At 37.6% G+C, this 14,100-nt stretch carries 21 protein-coding genes; 3 read left to right on the forward strand and 18 right to left on the reverse strand.

What is annotated here, in order from left to right; genetic code table 11:
- Positions 1 to 40 precede the first annotated feature (40 nt).
- Together UN64_RS10870 and UN64_RS10875 are read left to right on the forward strand one after the other, a co-directional pair.
- The gene (locus UN64_RS10870) at positions 41 to 463 is read left to right on the forward strand and encodes an ASCH domain-containing protein (RefSeq protein ID WP_077362552.1); all 423 of its coding nucleotides are present in this window, start codon (positions 41 to 43) and stop codon (positions 461 to 463) included.
- Positions 464 to 813: 350 nt separating this feature from the next.
- Complete coding sequence (locus UN64_RS10875; protein WP_077362554.1) at positions 814 to 1,254, forward strand: hypothetical protein; 441 nt, start codon at positions 814 to 816, stop codon at positions 1,252 to 1,254.
- A 524-nt stretch (positions 1,255 to 1,778) separates the two neighbouring features.
- On the opposite strand, the gene UN64_RS20540 is transcribed toward UN64_RS10875, so the two are convergent.
- The 13 genes from UN64_RS20540 to UN64_RS10935 all read right to left on the reverse strand — a co-directional run bounded on the left by UN64_RS20540 (position 1,779) and on the right by UN64_RS10935 (position 10,428).
- A complete protein-coding gene (locus UN64_RS20540; RefSeq protein WP_139343080.1) occupies positions 1,779 to 1,934 on the reverse strand; it encodes a tRNA U-34 5-methylaminomethyl-2-thiouridine biosynthesis protein in 156 nt (51 codons plus the stop codon).
- Between the two features lie 111 nt (positions 1,935 to 2,045).
- A complete protein-coding gene (locus tag UN64_RS10880) occupies positions 2,046 to 2,345 on the reverse strand; it encodes a hypothetical protein (protein WP_077362556.1) in 300 nt (99 codons plus the stop codon).
- A gap of 170 nt (positions 2,346 to 2,515) precedes the next feature.
- Positions 2,516 to 2,875 carry a DUF2750 domain-containing protein gene (locus tag UN64_RS10885; RefSeq protein ID WP_077362558.1) on the reverse strand — a complete coding sequence of 120 codons (360 nt, stop codon included), beginning with the start codon at positions 2,873 to 2,875 and terminating at the stop codon, positions 2,516 to 2,518.
- Between the two features lie 122 nt (positions 2,876 to 2,997).
- Positions 2,998 to 3,543 carry an SMI1/KNR4 family protein gene (locus tag UN64_RS10890; protein WP_077362560.1) on the reverse strand — a complete coding sequence of 182 codons (546 nt, stop codon included), beginning with the start codon at positions 3,541 to 3,543 and terminating at the stop codon, positions 2,998 to 3,000.
- 172 nt (positions 3,544 to 3,715) lie between these two features.
- Positions 3,716 to 4,201, reverse strand: coding sequence for a GyrI-like domain-containing protein (locus tag UN64_RS10895; RefSeq protein WP_077362562.1), 486 nt, complete (start codon positions 4,199 to 4,201; stop codon positions 3,716 to 3,718).
- Positions 4,202 to 4,259: 58 nt separating this feature from the next.
- The gene (locus tag UN64_RS10900; RefSeq protein WP_077362565.1) at positions 4,260 to 4,679 is read right to left on the reverse strand and encodes a VOC family protein; all 420 of its coding nucleotides are present in this window, start codon (positions 4,677 to 4,679) and stop codon (positions 4,260 to 4,262) included.
- A gap of 28 nt (positions 4,680 to 4,707) precedes the next feature.
- A complete protein-coding gene (locus tag UN64_RS10905; protein ID WP_077362567.1) occupies positions 4,708 to 5,184 on the reverse strand; it encodes a GyrI-like domain-containing protein in 477 nt (158 codons plus the stop codon).
- A 14-nt stretch (positions 5,185 to 5,198) separates the two neighbouring features.
- Positions 5,199 to 6,209, reverse strand: coding sequence for a hypothetical protein (locus UN64_RS10910; RefSeq protein ID WP_077362569.1), 1,011 nt, complete (start codon positions 6,207 to 6,209; stop codon positions 5,199 to 5,201).
- Positions 6,210 to 6,221: 12 nt separating this feature from the next.
- Positions 6,222 to 6,995: an RNA polymerase sigma factor gene (locus tag UN64_RS10915; protein WP_077362571.1), complete on the reverse strand. Its 774-nt coding sequence runs from the start codon at positions 6,993 to 6,995 to the stop codon at positions 6,222 to 6,224.
- Between the two features lie 588 nt (positions 6,996 to 7,583).
- The gene (locus UN64_RS10920; protein WP_077362573.1) at positions 7,584 to 8,252 is read right to left on the reverse strand and encodes a Type 1 glutamine amidotransferase-like domain-containing protein; all 669 of its coding nucleotides are present in this window, start codon (positions 8,250 to 8,252) and stop codon (positions 7,584 to 7,586) included.
- Between the two features lie 111 nt (positions 8,253 to 8,363).
- Complete coding sequence (locus UN64_RS10925) at positions 8,364 to 8,822, reverse strand: SRPBCC family protein (RefSeq protein ID WP_077362575.1); 459 nt, start codon at positions 8,820 to 8,822, stop codon at positions 8,364 to 8,366.
- Positions 8,823 to 8,851: 29 nt separating this feature from the next.
- The gene (locus tag UN64_RS10930) at positions 8,852 to 9,337 is read right to left on the reverse strand and encodes a MerR family transcriptional regulator (RefSeq protein ID WP_077362577.1); all 486 of its coding nucleotides are present in this window, start codon (positions 9,335 to 9,337) and stop codon (positions 8,852 to 8,854) included.
- Between the two features lie 98 nt (positions 9,338 to 9,435).
- Positions 9,436 to 10,428, reverse strand: a complete 993-nt coding sequence (locus UN64_RS10935; RefSeq protein ID WP_077362579.1) for an aminoglycoside phosphotransferase family protein — start codon at positions 10,426 to 10,428, stop codon at positions 9,436 to 9,438.
- 163 nt (positions 10,429 to 10,591) lie between these two features.
- On the opposite strand from UN64_RS10935, the gene UN64_RS10940 reads away from it, so the two are divergent.
- On the forward strand, positions 10,592 to 11,686 hold the full coding sequence (locus UN64_RS10940) for an L-dopachrome tautomerase-related protein (RefSeq protein ID WP_077362581.1): 1,095 nt from the start codon (positions 10,592 to 10,594) through the stop codon (positions 11,684 to 11,686).
- Between the two features lie 46 nt (positions 11,687 to 11,732).
- On the opposite strand, the gene UN64_RS10945 is transcribed toward UN64_RS10940, so the two are convergent.
- Genes UN64_RS10945 through UN64_RS10965 form a run of 5 tightly spaced genes read right to left on the reverse strand, consistent with a single transcriptional unit; the run spans position 11,733 to position 14,047 of the window.
- Positions 11,733 to 12,032, reverse strand: coding sequence for a spore coat protein (locus UN64_RS10945; RefSeq protein ID WP_077362583.1), 300 nt, complete (start codon positions 12,030 to 12,032; stop codon positions 11,733 to 11,735).
- A 2-nt stretch (positions 12,033 to 12,034) separates the two neighbouring features.
- Positions 12,035 to 12,244 carry a hypothetical protein gene (locus UN64_RS10950; RefSeq protein ID WP_077362585.1) on the reverse strand — a complete coding sequence of 70 codons (210 nt, stop codon included), beginning with the start codon at positions 12,242 to 12,244 and terminating at the stop codon, positions 12,035 to 12,037.
- Between the two features lie 17 nt (positions 12,245 to 12,261).
- Positions 12,262 to 13,398, reverse strand: a complete 1,137-nt coding sequence (locus UN64_RS10955) for a zinc-dependent alcohol dehydrogenase (RefSeq protein WP_077362587.1) — start codon at positions 13,396 to 13,398, stop codon at positions 12,262 to 12,264.
- A gap of 18 nt (positions 13,399 to 13,416) precedes the next feature.
- Positions 13,417 to 13,785 carry a spore coat protein gene (locus UN64_RS10960; RefSeq protein WP_077362589.1) on the reverse strand — a complete coding sequence of 123 codons (369 nt, stop codon included), beginning with the start codon at positions 13,783 to 13,785 and terminating at the stop codon, positions 13,417 to 13,419.
- The gene (locus tag UN64_RS10965) at positions 13,778 to 14,047 is read right to left on the reverse strand and encodes a spore gernimation protein GerQ (protein ID WP_077362591.1); all 270 of its coding nucleotides are present in this window, start codon (positions 14,045 to 14,047) and stop codon (positions 13,778 to 13,780) included. Before UN64_RS10965 ends, UN64_RS10960 begins: the two co-directional genes overlap by 8 nt.
- Between the last annotated feature and the right edge of the window lie 53 nt (positions 14,048 to 14,100).

Below are 14,100 nucleotides of genomic sequence, written 5' to 3' on the forward strand. Positions count from 1 at the left end.
TATAATCAAAATAAACTTCTATAGGTTGGAGGCTGCCAGAATGAAGGTTTTATCAATGATCCAGCCATGGGCAAGCCTTTTTGTCCTTAGAGAGGCAACATATGAAACAAGGTCATGGAGAACGAATTATCGGGGACCACTTGCCATTCACACAAGTAAAAAAATAGATAAAGGCGTCTCTAACCATATAGCCATAAAGTCGTTGCTTGGTAAGCACGGATACACACCAGAGAATCTTCCAACTGGCCAGATCATTGCTGTATGCAAACTTGTAGATTGTTTGAAGGTAACTGAAAACAATGAGACATGTGCCATTCTGGAGGATGGTCGAATCGTATCAGGGAATGACTATTTTATGGGTGACTTTATAGTGGGAGGTTATGCTTGGGTAGTTGAGGATATGCAGATGCTGGATGAATTTATTCCAGCAAAGGGAAAGCTAGGATTATGGGAGCATGTTTAAATTTAATAGGAGCTGATACATTGCACACGATGCGCTGAATCAGCTCCTTTTTATTATAGAAAAGAAAACCCTAGGCTAGGCCGAGGGTTCCAAAAAGCTTTCAGCGTTGTATGAAAAAAACTCTCCTGAGGTGCTAAAATATTTTTGGTTCGCCGACCAAAATAACAGCATACGTAAAAACTGTGGTGATATACAACTTCTTTAATCCACAATCTTGCACTTTTCTTGAGTAACGGCAACCGCCTTATGTAGCAATCGCACCCGATTGTAGAATAACTCAGTATTGATCTACCCCTTGGGTGTTTTATGGTAATATGTGTTTAATTACTATCAAAAGTTGAGGTACTTATATGAAAACAATTAGTGTAATTATGTCTGCTATTATTTCCTCAATGCTCTTAGTAATTAGTGAGTACTTTAGCTTCTCTACAGTAGCAGAGAGAGCTGATTATTATGAGTACTATAGCCCTTTTGGTAGTTTTCTTTTATATACTGCTTTCCAAGTTCCTTTTTATATAATTTTGGGCATTCCGGTGACTTATCTAATAGATTTTATTTGCAAGAAAATAGTTGTCAAAAATATAGTAAAACTATATTTTGTTCGATTATTCCTATTCACTTTAGTAGCTTTTCTTTTACCAACAGTAGCACGTGGAGAAATTGCTATAGAAACTATAGTTTATTTTGGGTTAATACCAGTACTTACTTATTTTCATGTATTACTATTCGTAAGGAAATATTTAAATTGTAAAAGAGAAAAACCCCAGTACCTGTTGCTTAAAAAACACTGAATTAATCATACTACTTGTTACCTCAATCAGACTACATGATAAACAGAGTAATTCCGATAATCCTGCTTTTTACTTCAATAAAAAGAGCACTTCTCCTTCTTGAAGAAATGCACCCGTTATCTGAATAACAATTGCTCCAGTAACCCTATAAAAAAGGATGATAAAATAAAAGATGGTATAGATAATAAAATCTTAGTTCGTAAACGAATATCTTTGTATCGTAAATATAACTTTCTTACCACGGTGAAAATGATTATCGTGACAGAAAGACTTATACAAATTGCTATTAAATCACACGAGTAAACGGTTTGCTGATGTACATATCAAAGATAATATTAATAACAAAAAGCATACAAAATAATATAAATTTATAAATAATAAATCTAGCATAATTCATAGATAGCTTCCTCTATTTGATTACATTTTCATTTCTTTATATGGATATTAGGTAATATCCTTTTACTTTAACAAAGCTCCCTCTTGAAGAAAAGCACCCGTTTGTGGAATATGAAAAATATATTTCTCTATGTAGAAAAGCTTTCCTTTTTCCCAATACTATGTCCTATAAAAATCCCAAAGATGAGCAAAAGAAGTGAATCTGTTTCGTAATGCTTTGTAAACAATCCCCAAAGCAACCAACCAGCAATAGCACCTAAAATGGCTAATAGTAAATTCTTCATAAATCCCCATCCCCAATTTAATTAAAAAAAACAAATATCTCATACCTGAAGAAACCACCCGATTGTTTAACAAATAATACTTTTTGAAGCTTTCTGTTTTCTTCGTCCTTATTAAGATTGATTTATTGTATACCCTAGTTGAATCCCAATGGGTATGGATAACCATAAGGCAAAATTAATTAAAACAATCATTACAAAAGACATATCTTTAAGTGGATGCTTTGTAAAGTATCTCCATATCATGATTGCACCAATTGCCCAACAAATTGGAATGGTCATAAAAAATTCTGGTGCAACATACGTTTTGTCTGTGTAATTTTCCGCTATTGTTCCTCCTGCATAAAACATGGTAATAAAAAAAGTCATAAAACCACTAAATACAATATTTCCTATAACCATAAACGATTTCATGTAATAAGCCCCCCTTATATTCTTTTTATAAACTTCTTCCATTTTATTCAATTTATTTTAACAAATGTTTTAGCCTTCTCGTTAGACATTTCTGATCTTAAATTTAATAAAAAGAGCTGCGCAAACAGCTCTTTGGTTCTTCAATAAATGCACCCGATTGTTGAGCAACCTCAGTATTTTTCCAGCTCGTATGTTATGTGTTCTAATAATTCATTTGGCTTTACATCATAACCTGTTGCCTTTTTACCACTCCAATTAACACCAACATATAAACCATCTTCTTCCAGACCGGTTATCCATTTGTTTATAAAATCTTCTAATTTTATCTCATAAGGTTGAAAATCCCTATAAGCATGAACTTTTTTAATGATTTTGACTACTTTTGATTCTAATGACCAAAAAGGAAGTACTGTTTCACCGTTTAGATTTGTTGAAGTAGGAAATCCCCCATCATCCTTTAGAGTCCAAACCTTTTTGTGTACTACTATCCCTTGTATAAAGGCGTGATATTGGGCTGATGCTTGACTCATAAAAACACCTCAAATACTACTTGTTTGACATAAGTATTCTGCTCTTCACTTCTATAAAAAGATTCATTTCTCTTTCTTGAAGAAACGCACCCGATAGTTGAATAAATAAGCATATAATCTATTTACTTAAATTCATAGTATATTCCATCATTGATATTTCTTTTTCCTTCTATGAGGATTTCATTAAGAAAAGACTTAAGATCTACATATGAATTAATAACTTTTTTTGTTCTAACGTCTATTTCTAAAATTCTCATCTCAGAATCAATTACATAATAAGCGTTTTTTACCAATGAGTCAGCGAAAATGAAGTGGGTCGTAGGAGTCCTTTTGTTTCTGTATAAATTGTCCATAGTGTTTAAATCAAAAGCTAAATGACCTTCCTCTTCTATGCTTAAACCCTTGTAAGTATCTGCATCTTTACCTGCAATTCTCAATATATCAAACAAATAACACCCATTATTAAATGACAAAAACTCTTTATATTCAGCAGGGAATTCTCGTTTTGACTCCTCTTCAAACCTAATAATATCTTCATTAGGTAATGGAGGTTGTAAATGTGTATGCCAACGTCCTTCATCTAAGTACCCATACAAGACAGTGTTTGTTTTTAATTTTTTCTTATCATCATACATTTTGTTTAGTGCTTGACCCAAAAATTCAAACATTGATTACTCCTTTTTATTGGCAAGTTTTTTATTCTTCCACAATCCTGCTACGATTGTTTAATAAGTTCCATAAAAAAGGCGTTAATCCCTCTTGGATCAACGCACCTATTTGGTAAATTTCAAGTTCTATAAAAATTTTTTACTAATGAATAAAAGGTCAATGAAAAATCGTTTATGTGACTAATTGACTCTCTTTGCTTGTAACGTTATCGATACAACTATTTATCGGTATGTAAATCTCAACTTCTTCTTCTCCTTCCTCAACCGGATGATACATCTCAATAAAATAAGATTCCTGTGTTGGGTAATATCCGTGTTCTTTAGACCATTTTTGTAAAGAAGTGTAAAGATCGGATACAACCGTCATACTCCCTCTTGTTGAAACATATTCACCTGATATTTCTATATACTCCATGCCAGATGGCACTTCATCTATCTTATCCTTCACTAGGACCCCAACATAATAATGTCCTTCTTTATGATCCTCACCTTTTTTCGGTTCGAAAAGCGAAACCTCTACTCCTAAGTGGTTCTTTATTTCATCAATTCTACTCAGAAATTCTTGTGCATTTATTGGCACCTCACTTGCCAAGTTGCTGTAAAGACCTTTGTTCTTCATCCCCACTACTTGAAACACTTTGTTTATTCTTCTATTCATAATCTATTAACCACCTTTTTAAAAAATATATATAATACTCCATTTCATCTTGCATTATTTATGGTGTAATCATGTGTAACTTTTTATATTTCGGGCTTAACTCACTCCATACATCAAACAAATTTCCACTGGGATCTTGAAATACAAAGTTCCTTCCAGCATGACCTCTGTTTTCTATTTTTCCAACATTAATTTCTTGTTTAATAAATTCACGATGCATTGTCTCTAACGCTTCAATTCCATTCACTTCAAACGTTAACGAGAAACGTTCTTCTCCGTTAAAATCCTTAAAGTTAGAGGTTTGTCCCTGGTGCGACCTTACTAAAAAAATGCTTTGATCTGCAAGGTTAAGAATCGCCTTATCTTCATCTAGGTAACTTAATTCTGCACCTAGTTTATTAACATACCAATCTTTGGAGCTATTAATGTCTGTAACTGGAATATAAGTTGTACCCACTCTTTGTAATTTTTCTTTCATTTTCATATACCCCTCTTTATAATTAGCATTATTTAATCGTATCTAGCAGCTCCACCTTAAGGTTATTAGAGTCTTTCCAAGACTGAAAAATCTCGATGTGCCATGTGTTTTTTAGCCTTTTATGGCCGTTTTCCTCAGCCCATTGATGCAGTTCCTCATATGCTTCAAATATTTGTTGATTTGATCCTTGAAAGTTTGCTGCAGCATACCTTTGAAGTGGAATTGTAATGATTACCATATCTTTTGGAATATCTTCAAACTTCTCCACTTCCACACAGACCCAATACCCGTCTTCTTCTTCTTTTTTTGAGTCAACGAAAAAAGCTCCAAACTGAATTTCTTTGTTCAATAGGTGTTTAATCTCTATCAACCGACTGTCCAAAGATTTCGCGGCTTTAGGAATCTCGTTTTTGTATTCGTTATTTGCACACAACACTCTAAATCCAACAAGCTTGAGTTCGCTAACTTCTTTTACAGATAAGTTCTGTGTTAACTGAACCTTCATCTTATTATTCCTCCTTAATTGACCCATTTCTCTGCATAGTAGTTCTTCATAAAGTTATGTAGCGTCTCTAAACACTTCACACCTTCTGTCTCAGCATCTTTTGCTTTTCTTAAGAGGTGGACAGCAATACTTGCATTCTCTTCTTTTGATGGATCACCACCGTGTGGAAAAGGAAACAACTCACGAAGTTCAACAAGCGCATCGACGACTATAGCGTATTGTTTTAGTGCATCGGAAGCCAACTTTCTGACACCTCGCTCTACTATGTTCGTCCCGTCCCATTTGATTGTAAGATCGTGCAAGAACTTCATCGCAAACTCCCTTGCATCAGATACCACAAGAGCATTAAACGCGTTACCGTGCGGGTCGGCATTTCCTTTTTCCAACACATTAATCCATGCTTCATACGCTTTTAATCCTATAATGTACTTACCTTCTAAAACATGCTGCCACTCTCTGCCATGGGCATGATCAATAATTGTATCTAGACTCATCCGAAGCATCTCGTATTTAGAATGAGGAAGACTCTCGCCAATTGTGGTCGTATATAGAACACCGTTTACATCTGCAAAATTTTCATAAGTGACTTCTCCGTCTTTTGAACAATCCTTAGCATAAAATACTTTTTTATCGTCGTCATAGCCAAAAATCAATCCAAACTCTGGTATGAACATATCGAATACAATAGCTGGTATCCCTTTATCCACAGATACTTGAATTAACTCAATTGTCTCTTCTAACTTTTTAGGTTGCACCGGTGCTAGAGAGTCAGCGAGGTTGCTAGTAAAGCCTAAGTTACATAAGTTCTTTCGTAAGATGTATCCCCCAGGTATTGCAGTCGGTCCGGCTACGTTTATTTCTTTTGGATCGATGTTAATGCGAAAAGCATGACCCGAGATCCCCATGACATCTACAAGACTCAGATGTTTCTTATCGGTGTATTTGATGGCTCCATGGAGCGCGGCTGCTGCTGAAGTTTTCGTTCTTAACCAACACTCTTCTTTGTTTTTATCCTTGCGTTCCAACGATTATTCCTCCTAAATATCCGGCTTAAGCAGCACCTTTCGTTTACAAATTCCTCGTTCAGTTTTTCTCTTAACGTACTGATGAATCGTAATACGAAGTCTTTCTTTTTGTACTTTTACCCTAGAGCGTGAGATGGTATTATACACATTTGCTTTGGTCGTATTGAAAAGCTTAGCAATTTCATGTGGTGGAAGATCTTCAAAGAAGTACGCTTCAAAGAACGCTTTTTCTCGTTTGGTCAAACACTTCAATAAATTACAAATCCCCTCCACCACGCTTAACCGCATTAAATGTTCTTCGGGATTATCCTCTTGTGATCTTTTAGAAGCGGAAGAAGAAATAAAACATAAGATCTGGTCAATATCTCCCCAATCCACCGAGGACGGTGAGAGCTTCCTTTCTCTTCCTGCAGCTAGTGAACTTATTGAGCTTTCCATACGATAGCCAGCACTACGTACTTTCATGTAAGCTTGATTGCGTACGATCTGTTTAAGCCACGGAGTAAACCTATTCGTGTCTATAAGTGTGCCGATCTTAATAAAAGCTCGGTATAACGCTTCTTGAACGATGTCTTCAGCTAAAAAGGTATCCTTAGTGACAGAAAAAGCCCAACCATGAGCTTTTGCCCGATGCAACCTCACTAGTTCATTAAAAGCTTCTTGATTCCCCTTCCTCGCCTCGTGGACCAACTTTTCTTTTTTCATCTCTTGGATTCTAGACTCAGATTCTTCATTTTGTATAATACTTAAAGCTTGTTCACTTTCATCAGTGAGAATTACATTCATAAGAAATAGACTCCTTTCAACACCTCCACTACTAGAGATGCATTTGGAAACAAAAATCTATCAAAAACTTTAAAATTTTTTTCTTTTCTTTCACTCTTGAGTAAAATTGGATAAATTTGGTCAATAAAGGGTGTTTTTCATGCTACAAACTTCGACAAAAAAATGGAAATACATTTTTTAAAAATGGATAAAACAATTTTTTAACTAAAAAAAGAGTACATAATATGCACCCCTTAGTTGAATATGATTTTACATTTCATCCCATTAAGTTAGTAATATAATACTTAAATATAAAATAACCACCAATAAAAAAAGCTAACAACAAAAAGAAGATAATTGCTAATTGTTTATTCATTGGAAACCGTCTCTATCTCTTAAACTTTATTTGTTTCAATTAAATTTGATATTCCACAATCCTGCCTGTTTGTTGAATAAGTTCCATTAGAAAAGGCGTTAATCCTTATTAGATCAACGCACCCGTTAGGTAAAACCCTTAACAATATATCGATAAGAAACCTATACGATCCTCTCTAAATGGCAACACAATGAAACTCGCCTACGTTTTTGATTTTTAGCGGAGGAGTAATATCAAGGCGAAAACAGCTTCCAATGCCCTTCGGAAACAACTTCGACTGCTCCGTCAATCACTTTGATGGCGGTTTCATCGTCAATCGCATACGCTGGTCCCTGCATCTCGGCAGCCCATCGCTCTGCGGTAGCCATGGTGTTATCCGGCAGCATCTCGTGATCAAGGTGTGGAAACATTGCAAAATCAACAAGACCAAGTGTTTTATCCTCACCGTTGGGTGGAGTCCAGCCAACGAAGATCTCTCCAATTTTAGGTGCCATCACCATGCTACCTGCGCTCATTCCCACATAAACTGCTTGAAGCGATGGTAAGAGATCTGCCAGTCCGGACTGCTGCATCCAATGATACAGGTAGAGAGCGTCGCCGCCGGACACCAACAGGACGTCAGTCTCCTGGACCAAAGGTACCCAGCGATCTTTGTCAATGCTTGGCAACGCAGTAAGCTCCAGCACGCCAACTGACTTCCAGCCTAGATTAACCATGGGATTCTCTTCTTTCCCGCTGATGAATTCCCAGGTTTTCACGCCTGGTCCGACCCAAGGATGTCCGTACATCGCAGTGGGGATGCACAAGGCGTTGGAGTCGGCAATTGGTTTACCTAGCATGTCAACCAGCGCGTCGTGAATGCTTTTATTATTGATGCCTCCAGATGTGAGGAGAAACTTCATATATTCAGCCCCCTTGTCTTTGTGTAGTGCTGTCAAAGTTTTCTATACTCCTAAGACTGCTACCCTTTGATTTTTCTAACTATCGGTTAGACCTGGTCATAATGCTCGTTATTAATTTTTCTCAACTGTCGACTCTATCTGTAGATAATCGCCAAGTTTGTCCATCATGACCTTCGTGCCGTGTTCACGCTGAGCTACCGTATCATGGCCGTCGAGAAAGACTCCTTGCTCGGTATATATGAGCTGAGTACCAGCTTCTGCATGCTTGAACTCCACCGTGGTCAGGGATACCGATATACGTGTTTCTTCAAGATCCATCGAATAGGAATAGACGATACGCTGATTCGAAACAATCTCCTGATAGCAAGCATCAAAGGTAAAGACCGGTCCTCCTTTGGGACCACCTTGACTATACTCACGCCCGCCAACTCGAAAGTCGAATTCGTCAGCCTTCTGAAACCACTTTGCCTTGGTTGCGGAATCTGACCAGGCGGTGAACACTTGTTCAGGTGCAGCATTATAAGTCTTTTCAATGACAAAAGTGTCGTGTGTTGCAAAGCGTTTGTTCATCATTTTTCCTCCCTTTAGTTTGGTTCATTTTAATGCTTGTCGAGAAAGTCGTCCAGCCTGTCGAAGTGGTGCACCATACTTGATCGTCGTTCAGTAAAAAAATTTTCATGGTTCTTTTTCATCAAGCTTAATAATTTTGTGAAATCCTCAACCGTCAACGGCTCTTCCATTTCCACCAGACTTGATACATTTTGTAATTCTTTTAAAAGCTTCTGTTGAATTCTGATATTTTCTCTAAGTCGATCAATTTGGAGCGATACAATTTCGAATGCACTGTAATTGTGATCAGCTAGAATGGATTTAACTTCATCAAGTGATAAACCTAGTTCCTTTAATGCTAGAATTTGTTGTAGACGTGATAGGTCGGATTCGTTATACAACCTGTATCCTGAGTTAGAATATCCAGATGGAGAATACAAGCCAATTTGATCATAATACCGTAATGTTCGAACGGTTAACCCTGTTAATGTGGCAAGTTCCCCAACTTTCCAATATTTTTTACCTGCAATAATCATCCCCTCATTTCGCGCGACTATTAATTACCGGTGGCTTTAATATAAACCATTACGTAACGTAAGGGTCAAGTTGAAATTTTTCAAAGAGATTTATCCTTTTAATAAAAAACTTTTTTCAAATCAGATCGAAAGCTCTCAGTTCTTGTACAGGCATCAAGGTTCAACTTTAGTAATTCGAGTGTTACTTCTTCTGATTTTACAAGACCTTCAAAACGTAAGTCCTTAATCCACTCCCAAATATCTTCGAGTTTCCTCTTTAAGAAATAAAATTCAAAGGCATCAAAATCAGGAGACTCATACTTCATATATTTCCTGTATTCATTTAAGAATTGTCCAGCATATGGCTCTGTAATGATTAAAATCAGGTCTTGTTCTTGTGGTGCAAGTTTTAGACATTCCCAGTCAATAAGCATAAGGTATTTCCCCTGTATAATATTCCAATTATGAGCATCTGCATGGGACAAAACAAACTGGTATGTTTTGCTTTTCAAAGTATTTGATAAATACCTCATCCTGTTAACCTTTTCTAATAAAGTGCCTGTATACGGCTTCACAATTTCTAAAACGATATCATCTGTATTATCCAAATCGTTATTAATAAAAGAAGATAAGTATTCGCAGAAATCTATGTCAAAACTTTCGTTTACTTGTTGCTGTTTTAATTCATTTGGGATGTTTGAAGTGTTCTTATGAAGTATTCCAAGAATCTTAGCCAGTTCATTTACCTGATTTTGACTTAGCTGTTTGTCACCAATTGTAGTTCCCTCTATATATTCTGAAAGCAAATACACGTACTGTTCGTCTTCACATTTATTACTTTTCAATTTCGTAAAGATTGGATTTACGAGATTGTTTTTTAAATCAGTATGGTTATGCAACCACTTTACTAAAGGAGTATATCTATCAATTGCATCAATCCACTGAACAATGGACGGCTTTCTTTTGTTATATACTTTTAAAAAATACTTTTTACATTTATCTTCCACGAAAAATGCTAAAGCCGACCAGCCGCCTGGACGTTGTTCTATTGAAGTTGCTTCAATTCCATAGTTATCATTTAATATAGAGGTAATCTGATTATTAATCTCCATCTGGTTCTCCTTTTCTTATTAAATGTTTTAATTTCTAAAGGATATTATTCTTTTCATTATGAATTCTTCCTTCTGCAAACTGTTCCTCTGATGTTTAAGCCATGCACAAGAAGAACTGCGGTTCATATATAGGTAATATCGGTTCATTCGTATGAAGGAGATGATGAATTTTATGCTGCCTATGGAAAAATATTTCGGTAAGTTTGAACTCGTTCATTCATTTTATGGGGCTATGCCTACAGGCGTTACCGTGTCAGAAACCGGGCGGATTTTCGTTTGCTTTCCGAAATGGGGAGATGACGTAAAATTTACGGTGGCGGAAATTGCGGGTGGCCAATTGCAGCCCTATCCAAATTTAGAAACAAATTTGGCCACCCTGACAAACGTTGCTATGACATTTATCAGTGTCCAAAGTGTAGTGGCTGATGGAAGGGGAACACTTTGGGTATTGGATACAGCAGCACCCAATTTTTCTGAACCAATTAAAGGGGGAGCAAAACTGGTCGCTGTTGATTTACAAACAAATACAATCAGAAATGTATATACTTTTACAGAAGAAGTCATCCTGCCAACCACCTATTTGAATGATGTTCGCTTTGATTTTCGCGTAGGAAAAGCCGGTTATGCCTATATCACAGATTCATCATCAAAAGGGCCAGGAGCGATCATTGTTGTGGATTTAGAAACCGGAAACGCATTCAGACGGTTAAGTGGAGCCCCTCCTACATCACCCGATCCCTATTTTTTGCCAAAAGTAGAAGGTAAAATACTGATGAACCGCAATAAGGACGGCTCCACTTCTCCCTTCCGACTGGCGTCTGATGGTATCGCTATTTCTGTGGATGGAAAGACATTATTTTTTTGCCCATTAACGAGCCGTCATCTGTTCTCTATTTCAACAGAAGCCTTGAGAGACAGAACAATACCGGAAAAGGAATTACTTTCCCGGGTGGAGTATTGGGGAGAAAAAGGGGCATCTGACGGTATGATTACCGGGGCAAAAGGAAACGTGTATGCAGGGGATTATGAAAACAACAGCATACGAAAAATTATGCCGAACGGAAACATGGAAACCATTGCACATGACCCGAGGCTTTTATGGCCGGATACGTTTTCGATTGGCCCGGATCAATACTTATATGTGATAGTGAACCAATTACACCGGCAAGCCAGGTTTCATTATGGAAGGGACCTAAGAGAAAAGCCGTATAGTTTGCTTCGCATGGACATAGGTGAAATGCCTGCTCCTACATTCTGACAATAAATTAGGAACAGTTTATTCGATAAACTGTTCCTTTAATGATCTATAGTGTTGGCAAATCCAATGCGGTCTTCATATTAGTCAAGTTCAATTGGATTTGCTCGTTCGTATTCCAAGCATGATACCATTCTTTTTCCACCATATAACCGGAAACTCGTTCATGCAGCTCTATGGCTTCCTCTAAATGCCGAGTTAACATTTCTTTGATTTCAGGTGTTCCGGCTTCGGTGACCGCCATGGCGTAATTTCTGACCCCGCTTTTTGCCGCAATCAATAAATCCATCGCAACAATCTGGTCGGAAAGGGCGTCCATTCCTGTTAAGTTTTCAATGATTGGATTCAATTTTACTCAACTCCTAATGATTGTTTTGCATTAGATAAAACAGTGTTATATTCGTTTAACTGTCTGGTGGAAAGATCAATGTCTTGCAGCATAATTTCTTTTAGCCTTGGGTCACCAACCATTGCTCTCATTGTTTTAGACTTGGTTAAACAATTGGTTTTAAAAGCGGCCATTTCTTGAACCTCAAGAACTTCGTGTAGGGTATAGTTCATTTTTCAATCCTCCTTCCTCAAGGCTTCAAGATGACTTTTATACAATCATCCGTTTTGGTGTCAAAAATCTCATAGCCACGCTTGGCTTCACTGAGAGGAAGGACATGGGTAATCACATCTCCCGGATCGATCTTTCCTGTAGAAACCAGTTCAAACATATAAGGCATATAGTGAATGACTGGAGCTTGTCCGGTGCGAATATTTACGTTGCGGTTCATAATATCTCCAAATGGGAAACCGTTATATTTCCCCCCATAAACGCCGGTCACCTGTATATTTCCGCCTTTTCTGACGGCCTGGGTCGCCATGATAAAAGCACCAAGTGCCCCACTCTGAAGTTTTAATCCGCTGGCTAGAAACTCCATATCGGTCATTTTCGCATCCATACCCACAGCATCAATGACTACATCCGCCCCACCCTTGGTGATTTCCTTCAGGTATTCTCCACAATTTTTATGATCCTCAAAGTTCACGATTTCAACTTTATTCGTCCGTTTCGCATGCTGCAAGCGATAATTCACATAATCGACTGCAATCACCCGCTTCGCTCCTTTTAGCCAGCAAAACTTTTGTGCAAAAAGTCCCACCGGACCGCATCCCAAAACAATAACGGTATCCCCGTCCTTTACGCCCGCATTATCAACACTCCAAAAACCAGTGGTCATCGCATCCGCTATAACCGTTAACTTTTCGTCTGGTTCCTCGCAGGTCTCAGGAATTTTAAAATGGGTAAAGTTGGCAAAAGGGACTCTCAAATATTCCGCTTGCCCGCCTGGGTAACCGCCAGTTGTTCCAGAATATCCGAAATAGGCTCCCATATCTCCATTATCATTTGAATTGTCGCACTGACTTTCCAAATTGTCTTTACAGAAACGGCATTCACCGCATGCGATGTTAAATGGAATGATTACGCGATCTCCCTTTTTTAGGTTAGTCACTTCAGGACCAACCTCTTCAACGATTCCCATCGGTTCATGTCCAATGACATAGTTTTCTTGCAGGTTTGGGATCATACCATGAATTAAATGCAAATCAGAACCACATATCGCAGTACTGGTCACTTTGATAATCATGTCATCTGGTTTTTCAATCTTAGGGTCTGGCACTTCTTTCACAACAACATTTTTTATCCCTTGATACGTTACCGCCTTCATACAATATAACCTCCAATGTTAATGTTCATCAGGTGTACGATCGAACAAGCCCTTTCGATTGGTCTCAATGGGAAACAGGTTCATTTTGCCAATCTTAATGGTATTGTTGGCCGAAAGCTGATCCAATTGATACTGTTCCGATAATTCGTAAGGATGGAACCATTTTTTCTTGATCATCAACTCAGATATTTCCTGATGCGTTGCGATACCCTGCATCAATTGTTTTTTTAATACAGCACGGACATCAGGTGATGCGGATTCGGTCAATGCTACCGCTATGTTACGAACGCCTTCTTTGGCACGAAGAAGAAAGTCCATGGCAAAGGTTGTGTCTGCTAATTCAGGCATATGCAGCGAGTTTATCGGGTCCAAATAATCATTATTCATGAATGTTTTCTTCCTTTCCATCAATGATGGGGGTTGGGCGATTTTGAGGAACAGGAGCTTGAAACGGTGCTCGTTCATAGAGGGACTGCAATTCAGTCAGATCTTGTATTGATTGTTCAACATCTTTTTTCATTAAATTCCTCAAATCATCATCAAAGACCAGTCCTTGCATTAATTTAGACTTGGCGATACAAAGGGTTTTAAAGTTAATGGCCTCATGTAAATCCAAAGACTCATGGGCAGCCAATTTTTGTGGATCCATTTTGATTCCCCTCCTTTTTTTAGTAAATACAATGATATTGTGCCAAAAAGGGG

Source organism: Fictibacillus arsenicus, from assembly GCF_001999465.1.
Classification (GTDB): Bacteria; Bacillota; Bacilli; order Bacillales; family Fictibacillaceae; genus Fictibacillus; species Fictibacillus arsenicus.